The 19,252-nt window shown below is 61.3% G+C and carries 26 protein-coding genes; 1 reads left to right on the top strand and 25 read right to left on the bottom strand.

What is annotated here, in order from left to right; all coding sequences use genetic code 11:
* Nucleotides 1-36 precede the first annotated feature (36 nt).
* The 23 genes from map to rpsJ form a co-directional block, all read right to left on the bottom strand.
* A complete protein-coding gene (map, locus tag ABHM97_RS13425; protein WP_349471134.1) occupies nt 37-864 on the bottom strand; it encodes a type I methionyl aminopeptidase in 828 nt (275 codons plus the stop codon).
* A 196-nt stretch (nt 865-1,060) separates the two neighbouring features.
* Nucleotides 1,061-1,630 (bottom strand): adenylate kinase, encoded by a 570-nt coding sequence (locus tag ABHM97_RS13430; protein ID WP_235518597.1) that lies wholly within the window; start codon nt 1,628-1,630, stop codon nt 1,061-1,063.
* A gap of 5 nt (nt 1,631-1,635) precedes the next feature.
* Nucleotides 1,636-2,946 (bottom strand): preprotein translocase subunit SecY, encoded by a 1,311-nt coding sequence (gene secY, locus ABHM97_RS13435; protein WP_257370553.1) that lies wholly within the window; start codon nt 2,944-2,946, stop codon nt 1,636-1,638.
* Nucleotides 2,947-3,132: 186 nt separating this feature from the next.
* Nucleotides 3,133-3,615 carry a 50S ribosomal protein L15 gene (rplO, locus tag ABHM97_RS13440; protein WP_211712130.1) on the bottom strand — a complete coding sequence of 161 codons (483 nt, stop codon included), beginning with the start codon at nt 3,613-3,615 and terminating at the stop codon, nt 3,133-3,135.
* On the bottom strand, nt 3,615-3,821 hold the full coding sequence (gene rpmD, locus ABHM97_RS13445) for a 50S ribosomal protein L30 (protein WP_026539814.1): 207 nt from the start codon (nt 3,819-3,821) through the stop codon (nt 3,615-3,617). Before rpmD ends, rplO begins: the two co-directional genes overlap by 1 nt.
* Before the next feature lie 2 nt (nt 3,822-3,823).
* Nucleotides 3,824-4,495 carry a 30S ribosomal protein S5 gene (gene rpsE / locus ABHM97_RS13450; protein WP_204814929.1) on the bottom strand — a complete coding sequence of 224 codons (672 nt, stop codon included), beginning with the start codon at nt 4,493-4,495 and terminating at the stop codon, nt 3,824-3,826.
* 29 nt (nt 4,496-4,524) lie between these two features.
* Complete coding sequence (gene rplR / locus ABHM97_RS13455) at nt 4,525-4,908, bottom strand: 50S ribosomal protein L18 (protein WP_167263521.1); 384 nt, start codon at nt 4,906-4,908, stop codon at nt 4,525-4,527.
* Nucleotides 4,909-4,911: 3 nt separating this feature from the next.
* Nucleotides 4,912-5,448 carry a 50S ribosomal protein L6 gene (gene rplF, locus ABHM97_RS13460; RefSeq protein ID WP_018776680.1) on the bottom strand — a complete coding sequence of 179 codons (537 nt, stop codon included), beginning with the start codon at nt 5,446-5,448 and terminating at the stop codon, nt 4,912-4,914.
* An 18-nt stretch (nt 5,449-5,466) separates the two neighbouring features.
* On the bottom strand, nt 5,467-5,865 hold the full coding sequence (rpsH, locus tag ABHM97_RS13465; protein ID WP_142938374.1) for a 30S ribosomal protein S8: 399 nt from the start codon (nt 5,863-5,865) through the stop codon (nt 5,467-5,469).
* A 78-nt stretch (nt 5,866-5,943) separates the two neighbouring features.
* Nucleotides 5,944-6,522, bottom strand: coding sequence for a 50S ribosomal protein L5 (gene rplE / locus ABHM97_RS13470; RefSeq protein ID WP_235517123.1), 579 nt, complete (start codon nt 6,520-6,522; stop codon nt 5,944-5,946).
* Entirely contained in the window at nt 6,522-6,881 is a 360-nt protein-coding gene (rplX, locus tag ABHM97_RS13475; protein ID WP_141281625.1) for a 50S ribosomal protein L24, read from the bottom strand. Before rplX ends, rplE begins: the two co-directional genes overlap by 1 nt.
* A 3-nt stretch (nt 6,882-6,884) precedes the next feature.
* A complete protein-coding gene (gene rplN, locus ABHM97_RS13480) occupies nt 6,885-7,253 on the bottom strand; it encodes a 50S ribosomal protein L14 (RefSeq protein WP_003803789.1) in 369 nt (122 codons plus the stop codon).
* Between the two features lie 352 nt (nt 7,254-7,605).
* Complete coding sequence (rpsQ, locus tag ABHM97_RS13485; RefSeq protein WP_142938371.1) at nt 7,606-7,902, bottom strand: 30S ribosomal protein S17; 297 nt, start codon at nt 7,900-7,902, stop codon at nt 7,606-7,608.
* Nucleotides 7,899-8,219 (bottom strand): 50S ribosomal protein L29, encoded by a 321-nt coding sequence (rpmC, locus tag ABHM97_RS13490; RefSeq protein WP_021472413.1) that lies wholly within the window; start codon nt 8,217-8,219, stop codon nt 7,899-7,901. The genes rpsQ and rpmC overlap by 4 nt, the downstream gene beginning before the upstream one ends.
* Before the next feature lie 2 nt (nt 8,220-8,221).
* The gene (gene rplP / locus ABHM97_RS13495; RefSeq protein WP_003803795.1) at nt 8,222-8,638 is read right to left on the bottom strand and encodes a 50S ribosomal protein L16; all 417 of its coding nucleotides are present in this window, start codon (nt 8,636-8,638) and stop codon (nt 8,222-8,224) included.
* Nucleotides 8,639-9,460 (bottom strand): 30S ribosomal protein S3, encoded by an 822-nt coding sequence (rpsC, locus tag ABHM97_RS13500; protein ID WP_011775589.1) that lies wholly within the window; start codon nt 9,458-9,460, stop codon nt 8,639-8,641.
* Nucleotides 9,461-9,826 carry a 50S ribosomal protein L22 gene (rplV, locus tag ABHM97_RS13505; protein WP_018776683.1) on the bottom strand — a complete coding sequence of 122 codons (366 nt, stop codon included), beginning with the start codon at nt 9,824-9,826 and terminating at the stop codon, nt 9,461-9,463.
* 39 nt (nt 9,827-9,865) lie between these two features.
* Nucleotides 9,866-10,147, bottom strand: a complete 282-nt coding sequence (gene rpsS, locus ABHM97_RS13510; RefSeq protein ID WP_011775591.1) for a 30S ribosomal protein S19 — start codon at nt 10,145-10,147, stop codon at nt 9,866-9,868.
* Between the two features lie 12 nt (nt 10,148-10,159).
* Nucleotides 10,160-10,999 carry a 50S ribosomal protein L2 gene (gene rplB / locus ABHM97_RS13515; RefSeq protein WP_011775592.1) on the bottom strand — a complete coding sequence of 280 codons (840 nt, stop codon included), beginning with the start codon at nt 10,997-10,999 and terminating at the stop codon, nt 10,160-10,162.
* A 29-nt stretch (nt 11,000-11,028) separates the two neighbouring features.
* The gene (gene rplW, locus ABHM97_RS13520; protein WP_011775593.1) at nt 11,029-11,334 is read right to left on the bottom strand and encodes a 50S ribosomal protein L23; all 306 of its coding nucleotides are present in this window, start codon (nt 11,332-11,334) and stop codon (nt 11,029-11,031) included.
* Entirely contained in the window at nt 11,331-11,948 is a 618-nt protein-coding gene (rplD, locus tag ABHM97_RS13525) for a 50S ribosomal protein L4 (RefSeq protein WP_235517124.1), read from the bottom strand. Before rplD ends, rplW begins: the two co-directional genes overlap by 4 nt.
* A 4-nt stretch (nt 11,949-11,952) precedes the next feature.
* Nucleotides 11,953-12,603, bottom strand: coding sequence for a 50S ribosomal protein L3 (gene rplC / locus ABHM97_RS13530; protein ID WP_211712127.1), 651 nt, complete (start codon nt 12,601-12,603; stop codon nt 11,953-11,955).
* 17 nt (nt 12,604-12,620) lie between these two features.
* Nucleotides 12,621-12,929, bottom strand: coding sequence for a 30S ribosomal protein S10 (gene rpsJ / locus ABHM97_RS13535; protein WP_003803825.1), 309 nt, complete (start codon nt 12,927-12,929; stop codon nt 12,621-12,623).
* A gap of 383 nt (nt 12,930-13,312) precedes the next feature.
* Between rpsJ and ABHM97_RS13540 the strand changes: the two genes are divergently transcribed.
* Nucleotides 13,313-14,746 carry a GH1 family beta-glucosidase gene (locus ABHM97_RS13540; RefSeq protein ID WP_349471135.1) on the top strand — a complete coding sequence of 478 codons (1,434 nt, stop codon included), beginning with the start codon at nt 13,313-13,315 and terminating at the stop codon, nt 14,744-14,746.
* A gap of 31 nt (nt 14,747-14,777) precedes the next feature.
* On the opposite strand, the gene ABHM97_RS13545 is transcribed toward ABHM97_RS13540, so the two are convergent.
* Together ABHM97_RS13545 and ABHM97_RS13550 are read right to left on the bottom strand one after the other, a co-directional pair.
* On the bottom strand, nt 14,778-14,906 hold the full coding sequence (locus tag ABHM97_RS13545) for a hypothetical protein (RefSeq protein ID WP_255773628.1): 129 nt from the start codon (nt 14,904-14,906) through the stop codon (nt 14,778-14,780).
* Between the two features lie 28 nt (nt 14,907-14,934).
* Nucleotides 14,935-19,116 (bottom strand): hypothetical protein, encoded by a 4,182-nt coding sequence (locus tag ABHM97_RS13550; protein ID WP_349471136.1) that lies wholly within the window; start codon nt 19,114-19,116, stop codon nt 14,935-14,937.
* Between the last annotated feature and the right edge of the window lie 136 nt (nt 19,117-19,252).

Raw genomic sequence — 19,252 nt, forward strand, 5'->3', positions numbered from 1 at the left:
GGCTGCTTCAGCAGCCCGGCTCTCTTCTTATGTCAGCTACGGGATGGGGACAGGCACGACGCCGAGCGGCGCCAGCTGCGCTGCTCCGCCGTCCGGGGCAGACAGGACCCAAATGCCCTTTTCATGTACGGCTACTGAATGCTCCCATTGGCAGGAGCGCTTGCCGTCGGTGGTGACCACTGTCCAGTCGTCGTCGAGGGTTGCGGTTTCAATGTCCCCGCGAACCAGCATCGGCTCAATGGCAAGGCACAGGCCTGGACGGATCTTCGGGCCGCGGTGGTTGGTCCTGTAGTTCAGCACATCGGGCGCCATATGCATTTCAGACCCGATACCGTGGCCTACATAGTCTTCGAGGATGCCGAGGGGCTTGCCTTCGACGGACGATACGTAGTCGTCGATGGCGTTGCCGATGTCCCCCACGAACTTTCCGGTGGCCAAGGCAGCGATTCCACGCCACATGGCGGCCTCCGTGACATCGGAGAGGCGCTGGTCTTCGGGATCCGCGGTTCCAACGATCACTGTCCGCGCGGAATCAGAATGCCAGCCGTCCACAATGCAGCCGCCGTCGATGGAGATAATGTCGCCGTGCTGCAGGACACGGCCCCCCGGGATACCGTGAACAACTTCTTCGTTCACCGAGGTACAGATGGTGGCCGGAAAGCCGTGGTATCCGAGGAAATTCGACTTCGCGCCGGCCTCGTTGAGGACTGCGGCGAATACATCATCCAGGTCCTTGGTGGTGACTCCGGCCTTAGCCGCCGCAACGGCAGCGTCCAGGGCACGGCTCAGCACAAGGCCTGCCTGGTGCATGGTGCGCATTTGCTCGTTGGACTTGTATTCAATACGGGGCTGACCGAACGCCATGTTCTCCTTTGGAAGGTTGCTGGTGGGACCCGCCTGGCCCCGTGCTTCAATTATTTTCCCGTATCCGTGGGCAGGACCGAAATTGGCTGGCACCCACCCCATGACAGGGAACGAAAAAGGTGGGCCCCACACCAAACGGTACGGGACCCACCCATCACTCCCATGCCGGTACTCCGGCTATGTGGAGAACGTACTGCTAGACAGCCTTGGCCGACTCGATCGCCGTGAGCACACGGTCGGTAACTTCGTCGATACCGCCGATGCCATCAACCTGTGTCAGGATGCCACGCTCGGAGTACTTGGCTACGACGGCTTCGGTCTGCTCGTGGTACAGGTCAAGACGGTGTCGGATCACAGTCTCGTTGTCATCGGAGCGGCCGGTTTCCTTGGCACGGCCCAAAAGGCGGGCAACCAGTTCTTCGTCGTCGGCAGTCAGCTGGAGCACGACGTCGAGCTCCTGCTGGCCCTCAGCGAGGATCTGGTCCAAGTAGTCAACCTGCGCCGTTGTGCGCGGGTAGCCGTCCAACAGGAAGCCGTTCTCGACGTCGTCCTGGCCGAGGCGGTCGCGAACCATGTTGTTCGTGACGCTGTCCGGAACGAAATCACCGGCGTCCATGTACTTCTTGGCCTCAATGCCCAAGGGGGTTTCACCCTTGACGTTGGCACGGAAGATGTCGCCGGTGGAGATGGCGACTACGCCGAGGCGCTCGGAAATGCGCTCGGCCTGCGTACCCTTACCCGAACCGGGAGGTCCAATGATCAGCATTCTCGTCATCGCAAAAGCCCTTCGTAGTGACGTTGTTGTAGCTGCGCATCAATCTGCTTGACGGTCTCCAGGCCAACACCCACCATGATCAGGATTGATGTGCCACCAAACGGGAAGTTCTGGTTGGCATTGATCAGGACGAGTGCGACCAGCGGAATCAACGCCACGAAGCCAAGGTAGAAGGCTCCGGGAAGAGTGATCCTGGAAAGCACGTACTGCAGGTAGTCCGCGGTCGGTTTACCCGCCCGGATGCCCGGAATGAACCCGCCGTACTTCTTCATGTTGTCCGACACTTCTTCAGGGTTGAAGGTGATGGCTACATAGAAGTACGTGAAGAACACGATCATGGCGAAGTAGAGCGCCATGTAGATGGGGTGGTCGCCACGGGTGAGGTTGTTGTTGATCCACTCGACCCATGGAGCAATCTGCTCCCCCGGCTTGGGCTGGTTGAACTGCGAGATCAGGCCCGGCAGGTACAGCATGGAGGAAGCAAAGATGACAGGCACGACGCCGGCCATGTTCACCTTGATGGGGATATAGGTGCTGGTCCCACCCACGGTGCGTCGACCGATCATACGCTTGGCGTACTGGACCGGAACACGGCGCTGGGACTGCTCCACGAAGACCACCAGAGCCACAGTCAGCAGTCCAATGGCAAGAACGATGAAGAACGTTCCGGGGCCCTTGGTCTCCCAGATGGAACCCAGTGAACGGGGGAAGCCGGCAGCGATGGAGGTGAAGATCAGGAGGGACATGCCGTTGCCGACGCCGCGCTCGGTGACGAGCTCGCCCATCCACATGATGAGGCCGGTGCCTGCAGTCAGCGTGATGATCAGCAGGAGGGTGGTAATGATGCTCTCATCGGGAATGATGGGCAGGTTACAGCCCGGCAGCAACTGTCCGGATCGGGCCAGCGACACCAAAGTGGTGGCGTTCAACAAGCCGAGAGCGATGGTGAGGTACCGGGTGTACTGCGTCAGTTTTGACTGCCCGGAGGAACCTTCCTCGTAGAGCTGCTGGAACCGGGGAATAACCACCCGAAGCAACTGCACGATGATGCTCGCCGTGATGTAGGGCATGATGCCCAGGGCAAAGATCGATACCTGCAGCAACGCGCCGCCGCTGAACAAGTTCACCAACTGGTAGATGCCCTGCGAGGTGTCACCGTTGTTCAAGCATTGCTGGACATTCTGGTAGTTCACACCAGGCGAGGGGATGAAAGCTCCCAAGCGGAAGATTGTGATGATTCCCAGCGTGAACAACAACTTGCGTCGCAAATCAGGCGTCCGAAACGCCCGGCCGAATGCGCTTAGCAAGCGTCCTCCTGAGTAGAAAGTACAAGGATGTGATGGGGCTCAATGAAACCCAACAACCGAGTCTAACCGCTGGTGACGCCGTCTTAATAATCGAGAGTCCACAATCAGGCAAAAAAATCCCGGTATACGGGGCCGAAGCCCCGCATACCGGGATTTTTTTACAACGGGCTTTCGCCCCACTGGCTCTTAGAGAGCAGTGGTGCTTCCGCCTGCTGCAGCAATCTTTTCCGTCGCGCTGGCGGAGAATGCGTGGGCGGTGACGTCAACCTTGACGGTGATGTCGCCGGTGCCCAGCACCTTTACGGGCTGGTTCTTGCGAACGGCACCCTTCTCAACCAGGGATTCAACGGTGACAGCGCCACCTTCCGGGAACAGCTCGTTGAGCTTCTCCAGGTTTACAACCTGGAACTCAACCCGGAACGGGTTCTTGAAGCCGCGCAGCTTCGGCAGGCGCATGTGCAGCGGCAGCTGGCCGCCGGCAAAGCCAGCCTTTACCTGGTAGCGGGCCTTCGTACCCTTGGTACCGCGACCAGCGGTCTTACCCTTGGAGCCTTCACCACGACCAACACGGGTCTTGGCGGTCTTGGCACCCGGGGCGGGACGCAGGTGGTGGACCTTCAGAGCGTTCTGCTTCTCAGCAGCCTCTGCGGCGGTCTTGTTCTCTGCCATTACTTCGCCTCCTCTACATTCACGAGGTGCGGAACCGTGTTGAGCATGCCAACGGTCACGGCGTCAGCGGTACGGACAACGGTGTGTCCGATGCGCTTGAGGCCGAGGGACCGGAGGGTCGCAATCTGGTTCTGCTTGGCGCCGATGACGCCCTTGATCTGGGTGATCTCCAACTGGGCGTCGGAGGGAGTCAGGTTCTTAGCCATGACTAAACACCTGCCTTCTGGTTCTGGAGCGCGCGCACCAGAGCAGCAGGAGCAACCTCGTCCAGCGGCAAGCCACGGCGGGCAGCCACGGAAGCGGGCTCTTCGAGCTGCTTCAGAGCGGCAACGGTCGCGTGAACGATGTTGATCGCGTTGGAAGAACCGAGCGATTTGGAGAGGATGTCGTGGATACCCACGCACTCCAATACCGCGCGGACCGGACCACCGGCGATAACACCGGTACCGGCGGAAGCCGGACGCAGCAGGACGACGCCTGCAGCAGCTTCACCCTGCACGCGGTGCGGGATGGTGCTGCCAACGCGGGGAACGCGGAAGAAGGACTTCTTGGCCTCTTCAACGCCCTTCGCGATTGCTGCGGGAACTTCCTTGGCCTTGCCGTAGCCGACGCCGACCATACCGTTGCCGTCACCGACGACGACGAGTGCGGTGAAGCTGAAGCGACGACCACCCTTGACGACCTTGGCAACGCGGTTGATGGTGACAACGCGCTCTACGAACTGGCTCTTCTCGGCTTCACGACCGCCGTCGCGGCCACCACGGCCACCACGGTCGCCGCGGCCCTGGCCACGGTCGCCACGCTCGCCGCGACGAGCGCCACGGCGGTCATCGGCAGCGGGTGCGGTCTCAGTTGCTTCAGCAGCTACAGCTTCAGTCACCTGAATGTCCTTTTCGTTGTTTTCAGCGGTCACAGTGCCAGCCCACCTTCGCGAGCACCGTCAGCGACGGCGGCGATGCGGCCGTGGTACTTGTTACCGCCACGGTCGAAGACAACAGCCTCGACGCCTGCAGCCTTGGCACGCTCGGCAACGAGCTCGCCGACGCGCTTGGCCTTTGCAGTCTTGTCTCCGTCGAATGCGCGAAGGTCAGCTTCCAGGGTGGAAGCGTAAGCCACGGTTACACCCTTGCTGTCATCGACAACCTGGACGAATACGTGACGTGCGGAGCGGTTGACGACCAGACGAGGACGTACAGCCGTGCCGCTGATGCGCTTGCGGATACGAAGCTGGCGACGGCTGCGTGCAGCAGACTTGCTCTTGTTCGAACGCTTCTTGTTAATTGCGATGGCCATGGTTTACTTACCAGCCTTTCCGACCTTGCGGCGGATGACTTCGCCGGCGTAACGGACACCCTTGCCCTTGTAGGGGTCGGGCTTGCGCAGCTTGCGAATGTTGGCAGCAACCTCGCCGACCTGCTGCTTGTTGATACCCGCAACAGAGAGCTTGGTCGGACCCTCTACTACGAAGGTGATGCCTTCGGGTGCAGAGACGTTGACCGGGTGGCTGTAGCCCAGAGCGAACTCCAGGTCAGAACCCTTGGCCTGAACGCGGTAACCGGTACCAACGATTTCAAGCTTCTTCTCATAGCCCTCGGTAACGCCCTGGATCATGTTGGCGATCAGGGTGCGGGTCAGGCCGTGCAGCGAACGCGAGTTGCGCTCGTCGTTCGGGCGGGTGACCGTGAGAGTGTTCTCTTCGAGGGAGACCTCGATCGGGCTGGCCACAGTGTGGCTCAGCTCGCCTTTGGATCCCTTGACGCTGATGACGGAGCCATCGAGCTTGACCTCAACTCCGGCAGGAACGGTGATGGGGAGACGTCCAATACGTGACATTATTCTCTTCCTTTCCCGTTACCAGACGTACGCGAGGACTTCGCCGCCCACGCCCTTCTTACCGGCCTGCTTGTCAGTCAGGAGGCCGGAAGAGGTGGACAGGATTGCGATACCCAGGCCACCCAGCACGTGCGGCAGGTTGGTGGACTTCGCGTAAACGCGGAGACCCGGCTTGGAGATGCGGCGGACACCAGCGATCGAACGCTCGCGGTTGGGACCGAACTTGAGGTCGATGGTCAGCTTCTTGCCAACCTCAGCTTCCTCTTCCTTCCAGCCGGCGATGTAGCCCTCGGCCTTCAGGATGTCGGCAACGCGTGCCTTCAGTTTGCTGTACGGCATGGACACGGTGTCGTGGTATGCCGAGTTTGCATTGCGCAGACGCGTAAGCATGTCTGCGACAGGATCTGTCATAGTCATTTGGGCTATAGCCCTTCCTCGTACCGGTTTCCGCTGCGCTTGGTCTCAAGAACAAACGCGGACGGACCTGTCACGTAGTTAGTTTTCGGTTTTGAACGGGAACCCAAGCGCCTTGAGCAGCGCGCGGCCTTCGTCGTCGGTCTTGGCAGTGGTAACGACCGTGATGTCCATACCGCGAACGCGGTCGATGGAATCCTGGTCGATTTCGTGGAACATAACCTGCTCGGTCAGACCGAAGGTGTAGTTGCCGTTGCCATCGAACTGCTTGCCGTTGAGGCCGCGGAAGTCACGGATACGCGGCAGTGCCAGCGAAACCAGACGGTCCACGAATTCCCACATACGGTCGCCACGCAGGGTAGCGTGTGCACCGATGGGCATGCCTTCGCGCAGCTTGAACTGTGCGATCGACTTACGGGCCTTGGTTACCTGCGGCTTCTGGCCGGTGATCAGGGTGAGGTCGCGGACAGCGCCGTCGATCAGCTTGGAGTCCTTGGCGGCATCTCCAACACCCATGTTCACAACAACCTTCACCAGGCGGGGAACCTGGTTCACGTTCGCGTAGTTGAACTCGTCCTGCAGGGACTTCTTGATGGTCTCTGCATACTTGGTCTTCAGACGCGGAACGATCTTCACTGGAGTCTCGAGAGTCTCGCTCATTAGATGTCCTTCCCGGTGGCCTTGGACACGCGGATACGGACAGTCTTGGAACGACCATCCTTCTCAACGGTGTCGAGACGGAAACCAACACGGGTCGGCTTCTTGGTCGACGGGTCAACCAAAGCAACGTTGGAGACGTGGATCGGGGCCTCAACGACCTCGATGCCGCCGGTCTTGGTGCCGCGCTGCGACTGACCGACCTTGGTGTGCTTGGTGACGCGGTTGATGCCCTCTACCAACACGCGGTTGGTGTCCGGGAATACGCGCAGGACTTTGCCCTGCTTGCCGCGGTCTCCGCCACGTTCCTGCTTGGCGCCGGTGATGACCTGAACGAGGTCACCCTTCTTGATCTTAGCCATGGACTAAAGCACCTCCGGGGCCAGCGAAACGATCTTCATGAACTTCTTGTCGCGAAGTTCACGACCAACCGGGCCGAAGATACGGGTACCGCGGGGGTCACCGTCGTTCTTCAGGATCACAGCTGCGTTTTCGTCAAACTTGATGTAGGAACCATCCGCACGGCGGCGTTCCTTCTTGGTACGAACGATGACAGCCTTGACGACGTCACCCTTCTTTACGTTGCCGCCAGGGATAGCGTCCTTGACGGTTGCGACGATAACGTCGCCAATGCCTGCGTAGCGACGGCCAGATCCACCGAGAACGCGAATGGTAAGGATTTCCTTAGCACCCGTGTTGTCGGCGACCTTCAGTCGCGACTCCTGCTGAATCAATTTCTACTCCTTGCGTCGCGCCGGTTCTCAGACCGAAATCATGCATACGGAATGAGCCTTGCGGAACGGTTGATCGGGGTGTCTCTTGACCTGCCTGGATTTTGCCAGAACAGGCCTAAACGCCCGTGCCACAAGCATCAGCTTCCCTTGCAGAAAACTCTGCGCGGGGCAGTATGCAGCGGCACGATTGTTTACGAGGTAGTGGACGACGCACAAGTGGCGCCATACAAACTCAATATCCTAGCACGTTTACGGATCGAATCCGAACCGAGGGCCAACGCGGGAAGGCCCGCATTCCCAAGGGAATACGGGCCTTCCGTTGAATCCTGCCAGGCGATGCCCGGCGTCGGATTTACTTTGCCTTTTCGAGGATCTCCACCAGGCGCCACCGCTTGGTAGCGGAGAGCGGGCGGGTTTCAGAGATGAGAACGAGGTCGCCGATGCCGGCGGTGTTCTCTTCGTCGTGAGCCTTGACCTTCGAGGTGCGGCGAATAACCTTGCCGTACAGAGCGTGCTTCACGCGGTCTTCAACCTGAACAACGATGGTCTTTTCCATCTTGTCAGAGACAACGTAGCCGCGACGCGTCTTACGGTAACCGCGCTGTTCAGCGCTGGCTGCTGCTTCCGTCACAGTTTCCTTCTCGCTCACTTGGCGTCCTCTCCAGCTTCAACCTCGGCCGTTTCAGCCTTGGCAGCCTTCTTGGACTTCTTTTCTTCCTTGGCTTCCACAACCGGTGCGGCAACCTCGGCACGAATGCCCAGCTCGCGCTCACGGAGAACGGTGTAGATGCGTGCGATGTCCTTCTTTACCGCGCGCAGGCGACCGTGGTTCTCCAGCTGTCCGGTGGCGGACTGGAAACGCAGGTTGAACAGCTCTTCCTTGGACTTGCGGAGTTCTTCAACGAGACGCTCGTTGTCGAAACCGTCCAGCTGTGCGGGTGCGAGATCCTTCGACCCTACTGCCATTTCTATTCACCACCTTCGCGACGCACAATGCGTGCCTTCAACGGCAGCTTGTGGATTGCCAGGCGCAGGGCCTCGCGAGCTACCTCTTCATTGACACCGGAGAGTTCGAACAGAACCCGGCCCGGCTTGACGTTTGCGACCCACCATTCCGGAGAACCCTTACCGGAACCCATGCGGGTTTCAGCAGGCTTCTTCGTCAGCGGACGGTCCGGGTAGATGTTGATCCAGACCTTACCGCCACGCTTGATGTGGCGGGTCATCGCGATACGGGCGGACTCGATCTGACGGTTGGTTACGTATGCCGGGCTGAGAGCCTGGATACCGTACTCACCGAAGCTGACCTTGGTGCCACCCGTAGCAGCGCCGGAACGACCCGGGTGGTGCTGCTTACGGTGCTTGACTCGACGTGGGATAAGCATTTAAGCCTGTCCTCCTTCTGCTGCGGGTGCAGCAGCTTCAGCGGCCGGTGCTTCAACGGCAGCAGGTGCTGCCTCAGCTGCCGGACGGTCGTTACGACGACGGCGGTCGCCACCCGGGCGGCCCGGACGGTCTCCTGCACGGCCACGGGACGGAGCAGCAGCTGCCTGCTGAGCCAGTTCCTTGGCGGTGACGTCACCCTTGTAGATCCAAACCTTTACGCCGATACGGCCGAAGGTGGTCTTGGCTTCGTAGAAGCCGTAGTCGATGTTCGCGCGGAGGGTGTGCAGGGGCACACGGCCTTCGCGGTAGAACTCCGAGCGGGACATTTCTGCGCCACCCAGACGGCCCGAGCAAGCAACACGGATGCCCTTGGCACCTGCGCGCTGCGCGGACTGCATTGCCTTCTTCATCGCACGGCGGAAAGCCACGCGGGAAGTCAGCTGCTCAGCGATGCCCTGGGCAACAAGCTGTGCTTCCATCTCGGGGTTCTTGACCTCGAGGATGTTCAGCTGAACCTGCTTGCCGGTGAGCTTTTCGAGCTCGCCGCGGATGCGGTCTGCTTCAGCGCCGCGGCGGCCGATAACGATACCGGGGCGTGCCGTGTGGATGTCCACGCGGACACGGTCGCGGGTGCGCTCGATTTCGACCTTGGCGATGCCGGCGCGCTCCATGCCAGTGGACATGAGCTGACGGATCTTGATGTCCTCGCGGACGAAGTCCTTGTAGCGCTGTCCGGGCTTGGTGCTGTCAGCGAACCAGTGCGAAACGTGGTCGGTGGTGATACCGAGTCGGAACCCGTGCGGGTTTACTTTCTGTCCCACTTAGCGAGCCTCCTCTTTCTCCGGGGTTGCCACGACCAAAGTGATGTGGCTGGTCCGCTTCCTGATGCGGTAGGCGCGGCCTTGGGCACGCGGCTGGAACCGCTTCATGGTCGGGCCTTCATCAACGAATGCTTCGCTGATGAACAGGTCGCTGTCGTCGAATGCAACGCCGTCACGGTCCGCGAGGACACGTGCGTTGGCCATTGCCGACTGAAGTACCTTGAATACCGGCTCCGAAGCTGCCTGGGGGGCAAACTTCAGAATTGCCAGAGCCTCATTCGCTTGCTTACCACGAACAAGGTTGACGACGCGCCGGGCCTTCATAGGCGTTACGCGGATGTGACGCGCAATAGCCTTGGCTTCCATTGCTTTCCTTCTCTCGTCTAAGACGTAAAGTCAGGCGCCTTAGCGGCGCTTGCCCTTACGGTCGTCCTTAACATGGCCGCGGAATGTCCGCGTGGGAGCGAATTCGCCGAGCTTGTGCCCGACCATCGACTCAGTGACAAACACCGGGATGTGCTTGCGTCCGTCGTGTACGGCGATCGTGTGCCCGAGCATGTCGGGGATGATCATCGAACGGCGGGACCAGGTCTTGATGACGTTCTTGGTGCCCTTATCGTTTTCCCGTGCGACCTTCACAAAGAGGTGCTGGTCAACGAAAGGACCTTTTTTCAGGCTGCGTGGCATGTGTCCAGGCTCCTATCGCTTGTTCTTGCCAGTACGGCGGCGACGAACAATAAGCTTGTCGCTCTCTTTGTTCGGACGGCGGGTACGGCCCTCGGGCTTGCCGTTCGGGTTGACCGGGTGACGTCCACCGGAAGTCTTACCTTCACCACCACCGTGCGGGTGGTCAACCGGGTTCATGGCTACACCACGGACGGTCGGGCGAACGCCCTTCCAGCGCATACGGCCGGCCTTACCCCAGTTGATGTTCGACTGCTCGGCGTTGCCGACCTCGCCGACGGTTGCGCGGCAGCGCACGTCAACGTTGCGGATTTCGCCGGAGGGCAGACGCAGCTGGGCGAAACGGCCTTCCTTTGCAACGAGCTGTACCGAAGCACCTGCGGAACGTGCCATCTTGGCGCCGCCACCCGGACGCAGTTCAACTGCGTGGATTACGGTACCAACCGGGATGTTGCGCAGCGGCAGGTTGTTGCCCGGCTTGATGTCAGCGTCGGGACCAGCCTCGACGAAGTCACCCTGGGACAGCTTGTTCGGAGCGATGATGTAACGCTTGGTGCCATCAACGTAGTGCAGGAGTGCGATGCGAGCCGTACGGTTCGGGTCGTACTCGATTTCGGCAACGCGGGCGTTGATGCCGTCCTTGTCGTGACGACGGAAGTCGATCAGACGGTACTGGCGCTTGTGCCCACCACCCTTGTGGCGGGTGGTGATCTTACCGGAGTTGTTACGGCCGCCAGTCTTGTGCAGCGGACGAAGCAACGACTTTTCCGGAGTCGATCGCGTGATTTCAGCGAAGTCGGCTACGCTCGAGCCACGACGGCCCGGGGTAGTCGGCTTGTATTTACGGATTCCCATAATTTATTTCCTCGTTAAAGTGGTCTCCGCTACGCGAGCGGACCGCCGAAGATGTCGATTGTGCCTTCTTTGAGGGTGACAATTGCACGCTTGGTGCTCTTGCGCTGTCCCCAGCCGAATTTGGTGCGCTTGCGCTTACCGGCACGGTTGATGGTGTTGATCGAGTCAACCTTGACCGAGAAGATCTTCTCGACGGCCAGCTTGATCTCGGTCTTGTTCGAGCGAGGGTCCACCAGGAAGGTGTACTTGCCTTCGTCGATCAGACCGTAGCTCTTTTCCGATACGACGGGTGCAAGCACGACGTCGCGCGGGTCCTTGATGGTGGTTACGCTCACTTGGAGGCCTCCTCGTTCTTTGCCTTGTCAGCGACGAACGCCTCGAAAGCAGCCTTGGTGAAGACCACGTCGTCGGAGATGAGCACGTCGTAGGTGTTCAGCTGGTCTGCGTACAGAACGTGAACATCCTGGAGGTTGCGCACGGACAGTGCAGCAACATCGTTGGCGCGCTCGATTACGACGAGCAGGTTCTTGCGCTCGGTGACGGAGCGCAGCGAAGCCAGTGCTTCCTTGGCGGACGGCTTGGTGCCGGCTACCAGTTCAGCGATGACGTGGATGCGGCCGTTGCGGGCGCGGTCAGACAGGGCGCCGCGGAGTGCAGCAGCCTTCATCTTCTTGGGGGTGCGCTGGCTGTAGTCACGAGGGGTCGGACCGTGGACAACGCCACCGCCGGTCATGTGAGGAGCACGGATGGAACCCTGACGGGCGCGGCCGGTACCCTTCTGCTTGAACGGCTTGCGACCTGCACCGGAAACCTCGGCGCGGGTCTTCGTCTTGTGGGTACCCTGGCGTGCGGCAGCGAGCTGTGCGACGACGACCTGGTGCAGCAGCGGCACGTTGGTCTGAACGTCGAAGATCTCTGCAGGCAGGTCTACCTTGACAGTGCTAGTCATTTAACTAGGCTCCCTTCACGGCGGTGCGTACGAGTACGACCTGGCCGCGGGCACCGGGGACGGCACCCTTGATAAGGAGCAGCGACTTCTCAGCGTCAACAGCGTGAACCGTGAGGTTCAGCGTGGTGTGACGCTCGGCGCCCATGCGGCCGGCCATTTTCAGGCCCTTGAAGACGCGGCTCGGGGTGGATGCGCCACCGATGGAGCCAGGCTTACGGTGGTTCTTGTGGGCACCGTGGGAAGCGCCAACGCCGTGGAAGCCGTGACGCTTCATAACACCGGCGAAGCCCTTACCCTTTGAGGTGCCGACGACGTCGATCTTCTGGCCGGCTTCGAAGATCTCAACAGAGAGCTCCTGGCCCAGCTCGTAGGATGCAGCGTCTGCGGTACGCAGTTCGACGACGTGGCGACGAGGGGTGACGCCAGCCTTTTCGAAGTGGCCAGCCAGCGGCTTGGTGACCTTGCGGGGATCGATCTGGCCGTAGCCGATCTGGACGGCGACGTAGCCATCTACCTCTGCGTTGCGCAGCTGGGTGATGACGTTGGAGTCAGCCTGGACGACAGTTACCGGGATGAGCTTGTTGTTCTCGTCCCAGACCTGGGTCATGCCGAGCTTCGTGCCCAACAGGCCCTTTACGTTACGGGTTGCGGTCATAGTCTCTCAGCACCTCCCTAGAGCTTGATTTCGATGTTCACGTCGGCAGGCAGGTCGAGACGCATAAGCGAGTCAACGGCCTTCGGCGTGGGGTCGATGATGTCGATCAGACGCTTGTGAGTACGCATTTCGAAGTGCTCACGGCTGTCCTTGTACTTGTGAGGAGAGCGAATAACGCAGTAAACGTTCTTCTCCGTGGGCAGCGGCACCGGGCCGACTACCGTTGCGCCTGCGCGCGTGACCGTCTCAACGATCTTCCGCGCTGAAACATCAATGACCTCGTGGTCATATGACTTCAGCCGGATGCGGATTTTTTGTCCCGCCATGTCGCCTGACTCTCTTTCAGCTAGTGCTGCTCTAGTTAGGGCTGCTCTGTTTACTTACCTGTTGATGTGGCCGCCGAGGCGTTTGAGGATTTACCACCACACGCCGCACAAGCTGAATCCGGATATTCCGGGTTCCTCAACCTGCCGGCGCACCGACCCCCGCGGTCGGGCGTGTCGCGATTTCCACGCAGACTCGACCGCATTCCATGGGGTTCAGGGTTATGTTTGGGCTTCGACCTGGACCCTGACACCCGGCATTATCCGGATCGGGACACGAAGAAGCGCTTGAACAACTCATCCAGTATGGCGGAAAGTTGGGGCAAAGGCCAATCGGCCCTGCAAAGGCCATTGCCCCGCCACCCACGTCTGAGGAAGATTGGGACATGACGGTCCAGGATCAAGGTTCGGTGGAGGATCTCGCAGCCCGCCTCCGTCCGGGTTTCGTGCTCGGCGTCGCGGCAGCCGCATTCCAGATCGAGGGGTCGCTGACCGCGGACGGTCGAGGACCGTCAGGATGGGATGCCTTCGCGGAGAAGCCAGGAGCAATCGTCGACGGCGGCTCCCCCGCCATAGCCTGCGACCACTACAACCGCGCGGATGAGGATATCAGCCTGATGCAGGAGCTCGAGGTGGATTCCTATCGGTTCTCGCTGTCATGGCCACGCATCCAGCCCGGTGGTAAAGGCGCCGTCAACCCAAGGGGCCTGGACTTTTACGACCGCCTGATCGATAAGCTGCTGGCCGCCGGGGTCTCACCCATGGCCACGCTGTACCACTGGGATACCCCGCTTGAACTTGAGCACGCCGGTGGCTGGATGAATCGGGAAACGGCCGAACGCTTCGCCGTCTACTGCGCGGCCGTGGCAGAACGCTTTGGCGACCGAGTTGATCGTTGGGTGACCATCAACGAACCCGTGTCTGTGACAGTGCAGGGGTATGCGTTGGGCGTCCACTCCCCGGGCCTGCAGCTTTTGTTCGATTCCCTGCCTGCGGCGCACCATCAGCTCTTGGGTCATGGCCTTGCGGTACAAGCACTCCGAAGCGCAGGGGTCAAAGGACAGATCGGGGTGTCGAATATGCACTCCCCTGTGCAGCCGGCTTCGAACAGCCTTCCCGACCGTTTGATGAGCGAAGCTTTGGACCACATCCTCAACCGCATTTATGCTGACGCCCTCCTGCTGGGCAGCTACCCGAAACCGCCGTGGCCCATGAGGCCGTGGTTCCGTTCGCTGGGCACCGTGGAGGACGGAGACATGGAGATCATCAGCCAACCCTTGGATTTTTATGGACTCAACTACTACTACCCGGTCAAGGTTGCCGCTGGCCCGGGTCCAGCTGAAATCCCCACGGGAACGTCACCCGAGATGGCCAAGGTTCCCTTCCATTTGGCCGCATACCAGGAATACGAGACCACCGGTTTCGGATGGCCGGTGGCCCCGGAATACCTTGCCTTGCTTCTGCGTGAAATGAAGGACCGCTACGGCGACGCGCTGCCACCCCTGTTCATCACTGAGGGGGGAGCAAGTTTCCCCGAACCTGCCCATGTGGACGGGCCTCTCGAGGACACCAACCGCATCGCCTACCTCGCCGAGCACCTGGGTCACGCCCTGACGGCAACAGGCCCAGGCGGCATAGCTGAGGGCGTAGACCTTCGCGGCTACTACGTGTGGACGTTGCTGGACAACTTTGAATGGGCGGCCGGCTACTCCCAGCGCTTTGGACTGGTGCACGTGGATTTTGACACCTTGGAGCGGACCCCCAAGAGCTCGTTCTATTGGTACCGCGCCCTGGGTCGCGCCCGAGCCCACGGGATATAGCCCGCGGCGGTTAAATAGCAGTGGTAGGGCGTTACCGGTTGTTCTTGTTGGCGCGCCTGATGCGCTTGGCCCGGTCGATTTCGTTGCGGAAGTTCTTCCGTCCCCAGACCACACCGCCACCAATTGCTGCAACGACTGCGAGGAATATCAGGAATTCCATGCGTGGCTCCTCTCCGTAGACTGCAACATTATCGGATTCCGCCCTTGGCCTGCGACGGGACATCACCCGGGTTGTTGTTCGGGCCTTCGTCCGCCACACCAGCGTGGGGTCGCTTGTTCAGCCGCCAGACCGCCAACACAATCAGCCCCAGCGCAACGAGGGCCAGCATGGCAAAGGCGTAAGAACGCAGCGCCCACATGATACTGAGCGCAACGCCGACGGCGCCCCACCACACGATGACCCGTTCGGCCAGCAGCAGGCCAACTGCAAGAAGGACAACGTGCGCTACCAGCACATAGAGTTGCTGGGCCGGAGTGCCGCCGAAGATCGTGCCCAAGGATGTCACCGACAACAAACCTGCTGCCACGCAGAGCCGGAGCAGTCCGTCGCTCCGTTGCCCCCTGAAGTAGCGCAGTCCTGCCAGAACAGCCAAGGCGATCACGTACCACTGCATCGCCCAGAACCAGTCGGGCCGGGAATTGTCCACAAACAGCAGCGCGCGCTGCAAAGCGGCCACCGAGAGCACCCCCGCCACCTCAGCGGCCAGCCATTTGTTGTACGGAATTTCAACAACCACCAGCACACCCGCCGCGATGACCAGTGCCGCTCCGGCCAAGGCCGTCCCGTCCCGTAGCAGGCCCACCGCTGCAGCGGAAACCAAGCCGACGACGGCGGTCCCCGTCAACGCGTTACGGCGCCACAGCACGCCGGCAACCTCCCGGCCTCCGAAAAGTTTCGCGGAGTACAAGAGGACTGACGAGCCAACCCCGCCCACAAGCCAAGGCATGAATGCGGCCCAGACACCCATGGGGTGCCCATCGAGCAAACCATCGACGGTGATTATCGAGCCCACCAGCACAGCCGGTGCCGCCGCAGCGTAGAGGGACGGGACCCTCTCGATGTGTGAGGTGGCAAAGAGCGCCAAGGCCAGGACCAGCATCGACAGTCCGGTGAGGGACAGCGAGACGCCGATCGAGAAGAGGCCGCCGGCAACGACGAAACCCAGTGCCGCAGATAGCCAGAACCATCGGCCCCTCCCCTGCTTAGAGGCAGGGGCGCCGGACCCCCGGGCGACGAAGATGCACCGCACCACGGTGCTCAGGGTGGACAACGCAAGCAGCACCATGGGCACCTGGTACTTGTCCAGGAGGGGCTGATGCAACCAGGTCGCGGTGGGAAAACGGGCGGCAGGGCCAGCGAGGACCACGCCGAGTCCCGCGGCGGCGATGACGAAGTACTCTGAGCCAGGCACCTTGAGGTAACGCCAGGCGATCGCGGCACAGGCCAGGACCAGCGCCAACTCGACGAGGACCACCCACCGGCCACCGCCGTCGAAATTCCGCATCAGCAGGTAACCCACCGGGAGGGCGAGCTGAACACCCAGGGTGGCCCACACCGTTAACTGCTGGAAGGCGACATCGGTACCCCGGCTGCGCACGGTCAGCCCAGCCACATGCTGGAGCACCAGGGTAAAGGCGATCACCAAGGACACGGTCGTGGCAGAGTCAGAGACATCGGCCGCGACCACGCCCGCGAACGCGGTCGCAAGGACACGGACACCCAACAGGTATCCCCCACGGGCCCGACGCTCACGGATAACGGACACCATGTATCCGCAGTACGCCGCGAAGATGCCCAGGAGTATTTCGACGTCACGGATATTCGCCATCCGAAGGGCCAAAAGCAGTGCAAGAGACACCGGGGCGAAGATCCAAGCGGCGGAGTTGCGGCGAAGCACCACTCCGCAGGCAACAGCGGCCAAGGCCGTGGCCGTTGCTGTAAACCCTGGCTGCCACCCATGCTTTGGAAGGAGTCCTACGCTGCCTGCGAGCGTCAGGATCGAGGTGGCGGCAGCCATGACTGTCAGGACGACCCCTGCATCAGCCATGGAAGCTTGCGGGTAGCGTCGGCGCATGCCCGGCAGGAGCGGGAGGGCAAGCTGAAGTGCGCCCATGGCGACGACGACAACCGCAACCGACGGCATTTCCCCTGCTATCCGCAAGCCTCCGTTGTCGCGAGTGGCGTCGTAGGTTGCTGATGCCGCCAGCAAAGTAGCCGACGCCCGGACCAGCCACCAGTAGCACTGACGATGCAAGGACGGGGCGAGCCTCAAAGCAGTGAGGCAGAAATACCCGATCCCGACCAGGAGAACCACGTTGCCCAGGGCGAGGGACACCGACACCGCGCCCACCACCCCGGCGACGAGGACCGCACCCGGGGCAAGGAACTCCCACATAGCCGGTCGCCGCGAACCGTCACCTTCAGCGTCCCGACGGAAGAGCAAGAATCCGGAGGCGACGCCTGCCAGCAGGACCAAGTAGACAGCCGTGACCACGGCAGGCCGTCCTGCCACGTGATCGACTACCGGCAGGATTAGTAGCCCCGCCATCCCGGAACCGCCGAAGGCTGCGGTCGACACCCACGGCGCCAAGAGCCGGACTCCACCTCCCATCAGGAGGGCATTGGCTACTTGCTGAAGGACGGCGGCACCGACGAACGCCAGCACAGAGGCGGCAAACCGGTTGTCACTGTCTTCGAAGATTCCGGCCGCCACTGCGGGCGCACCCAGCGTCAGGGCGATACGTCCGGTAAGAATCAAGTGCTCGCGAAATGCACCCGGTTGAATGGCACCCCGGAGGAACCAGTACAACCCGGCAGATATCAGGAGGCCTGAGAGGGCCCACGAGCCCAGCACCCCCATGAAGGGGAGGGCCACAGCCACGACGACCCCCGGCGCGAACTCCACACGGCCGCCTGCCTTCCACCCCACCACCATGGCGGTCAGCATCGCGGCAAACAGTGGCAGGTAAGGGACAAGATCGAACTCACCGATTCCCAGGACCACCGTCAGGGCTGCTGCCGCCACCAGTTGCAAGCCCAAGCACGACACGGCATCGTTCCACCAGAACCGCGGGGCAAGCCTCTCCCCCGCGAACGCGATCCCCAGCGACTGGACGCCGAGGCAAACAACGGCGGCGAACATCACCAGGCTTACGTCCTCAGACAGGTCCCACACGACTCCCAGCAGCGCCAAAGTGAAGGCGAGCCGGGCAGCATAGGCGTTTTGGAGCCGGAAAAGTCCGCCGGGGACAAAGGCCATCACCGTGAAGTAGGTGCCACATACGGCCATGACCAATGCGTACTCGCCTCTGGACAGAAGCGCCGGAGTCACTGTCACAGCTACGGCGACCGCTGGCACCACGAAGGGATGCAGCATCATCAGCGGACGGATATAAAGGGGCGGTATCCAACGCGGACGCAACAACGCACCCAAAGTCAGCAGGACGGCCACCCCGATCATCGCGATGAAGTACCACACCAGGGCACCCCCAAGGACGGAAACACCTGACCAGGCCGTAGAGACGACAAAGCTGAGGGAAAGAAACGCCAGGACCTTGTTATCCAGCCGAACGGCGGTATAGGAGTAGATCGCCATGCCCAACAACGACGTCACCAACCAGGCTGCAGGACCATCGTGAAGGGCGAAGTTGTACATCGCCAGCCCCGTCACCGGGATCAGAGCCAGCCCCGTTCCTACAAAAGCTACAGCGGCCGGACGAAGCCGGGGAACCTTGGCGTGGATGATGAGTCCGGCGATATAGAAGAGGGCCGTGATGAACCAGATACCGATGAAGCGGAAAACTCCAGGCAGGCTTGTACCCACAAACAAGGCACCCGCAGCTACCAGTAAAAGGCTTGCAACATAGAGCGTGATGTTGATGTTTTGCTGGTCCCGCTTCTCCTTGCGGGCTGCCGCAGCTTCCGGCGTCTCCCGAGGGACAGGTGCCTGCTGGACCCTGGCAACGACGGGTTGGCGTGGCGCTTGATGCTGGGGTGCGGGCTGGTAGGGCCCCTGCTGCCGGGGCGCCGGCGGAACCATGGAATACGGACCTGTGACGGAGGTCGGCGGTTGCAGAGGCATCGTCGGCGTTGGGTTGACTCTTGGAAACGGAGCCCCAACGTGGGGGTCCGGTACCTGCTTGGTCGTCTCTGCGGCAGGATCCCGACGGGCTTCGGCGTCACGCCAGCCCGCCATGTGCCCGGCCAGGTAACCCGCGCGGTAGGCATCCGCTCCGGCAACCGGATCCGTTCCCGAGGAGTCATTGCTGCCGGGTTGAGGCGACCGGCTCTTGCTTCCACTCCTAAGCCCCAGGGCATAGGCGATCGCCCCGGTCATTGCCAGGAGCACCAAAACGAGCAATCCATTCATGGAAGGTCCTTAGATCTGTCGGCCTCGATCCCGCCGCGTTTATCCATTCGTTAGAGAAATCATAGCAAAGAAGAGCCCCACCGCAGAAGCGGTGGGGCTCTTCCTGTGCGTAACTACCGGCTGGGCCGGAAGGTCA

The sequence above is a fragment of the Paenarthrobacter sp. CAP02 genome, assembly GCF_040137855.1.
GTDB lineage: Bacteria > Actinomycetota > Actinomycetes > Actinomycetales > Micrococcaceae > Arthrobacter.

What these genes read in the sequence shown, in the direction of transcription:
- rplO (WP_211712130.1), bottom strand. Translation starts at nt 3,615, where the DNA reads ATGGCAGAGAACAAGACCGCCGCAGAGGCTGCTGAGAAGCAGAACGCT.
- ABHM97_RS13540 (WP_349471135.1), top strand. Translation starts at nt 13,313, where the DNA reads ATGACGGTCCAGGATCAAGGTTCGGTGGAGGATCTCGCAGCCCGCCTC.
- rplC (WP_211712127.1), bottom strand. Translation starts at nt 12,603, where the DNA reads ATGACCGCAACCCGTAACGTAAAGGGCCTGTTGGGCACGAAGCTCGGC.
- rplE (WP_235517123.1), bottom strand. Translation starts at nt 6,522, where the DNA reads ATGAGCGAGACTCTCGAGACTCCAGTGAAGATCGTTCCGCGTCTGAAG.
- rplF (WP_018776680.1), bottom strand. Translation starts at nt 5,448, where the DNA reads ATGTCACGTATTGGACGTCTCCCCATCACCGTTCCTGCCGGAGTTGAG.
- ABHM97_RS13545 (WP_255773628.1), bottom strand. Translation starts at nt 14,906, where the DNA reads ATGGAATTCCTGATATTCCTCGCAGTCGTTGCAGCAATTGGTGGCGGT.
- ABHM97_RS13430 (WP_235518597.1), bottom strand. Translation starts at nt 1,630, where the DNA reads ATGCTGATCATTGGACCTCCCGGTTCGGGTAAGGGTACGCAGGCCGAG.
- rpmC (WP_021472413.1), bottom strand. Translation starts at nt 8,219, where the DNA reads ATGGCAGTAGGGTCGAAGGATCTCGCACCCGCACAGCTGGACGGTTTC.
- ABHM97_RS13550 (WP_349471136.1), bottom strand. Translation starts at nt 19,116, where the DNA reads ATGAATGGATTGCTCGTTTTGGTGCTCCTGGCAATGACCGGGGCGATC.
- rplB (WP_011775592.1), bottom strand. Translation starts at nt 10,999, where the DNA reads ATGGGAATCCGTAAATACAAGCCGACTACCCCGGGCCGTCGTGGCTCG.
- rplP (WP_003803795.1), bottom strand. Translation starts at nt 8,638, where the DNA reads ATGCTTATCCCACGTCGAGTCAAGCACCGTAAGCAGCACCACCCGGGT.
- map (WP_349471134.1), bottom strand. Translation starts at nt 864, where the DNA reads ATGGCGTTCGGTCAGCCCCGTATTGAATACAAGTCCAACGAGCAAATG.
- rpmD (WP_026539814.1), bottom strand. Translation starts at nt 3,821, where the DNA reads ATGGCTAAGAACCTGACTCCCTCCGACGCCCAGTTGGAGATCACCCAG.
- rpsJ (WP_003803825.1), bottom strand. Translation starts at nt 12,929, where the DNA reads ATGGCGGGACAAAAAATCCGCATCCGGCTGAAGTCATATGACCACGAG.
- rplX (WP_141281625.1), bottom strand. Translation starts at nt 6,881, where the DNA reads ATGGCTAAGATCAAGAAGGGTGACCTCGTTCAGGTCATCACCGGCGCC.
- rplD (WP_235517124.1), bottom strand. Translation starts at nt 11,948, where the DNA reads ATGACTAGCACTGTCAAGGTAGACCTGCCTGCAGAGATCTTCGACGTT.
- rpsS (WP_011775591.1), bottom strand. Translation starts at nt 10,147, where the DNA reads ATGCCACGCAGCCTGAAAAAAGGTCCTTTCGTTGACCAGCACCTCTTT.
- rplV (WP_018776683.1), bottom strand. Translation starts at nt 9,826, where the DNA reads ATGGAAGCCAAGGCTATTGCGCGTCACATCCGCGTAACGCCTATGAAG.
- rplR (WP_167263521.1), bottom strand. Translation starts at nt 4,908, where the DNA reads ATGGCCATCGCAATTAACAAGAAGCGTTCGAACAAGAGCAAGTCTGCT.
- rpsH (WP_142938374.1), bottom strand. Translation starts at nt 5,865, where the DNA reads ATGACTATGACAGATCCTGTCGCAGACATGCTTACGCGTCTGCGCAAT.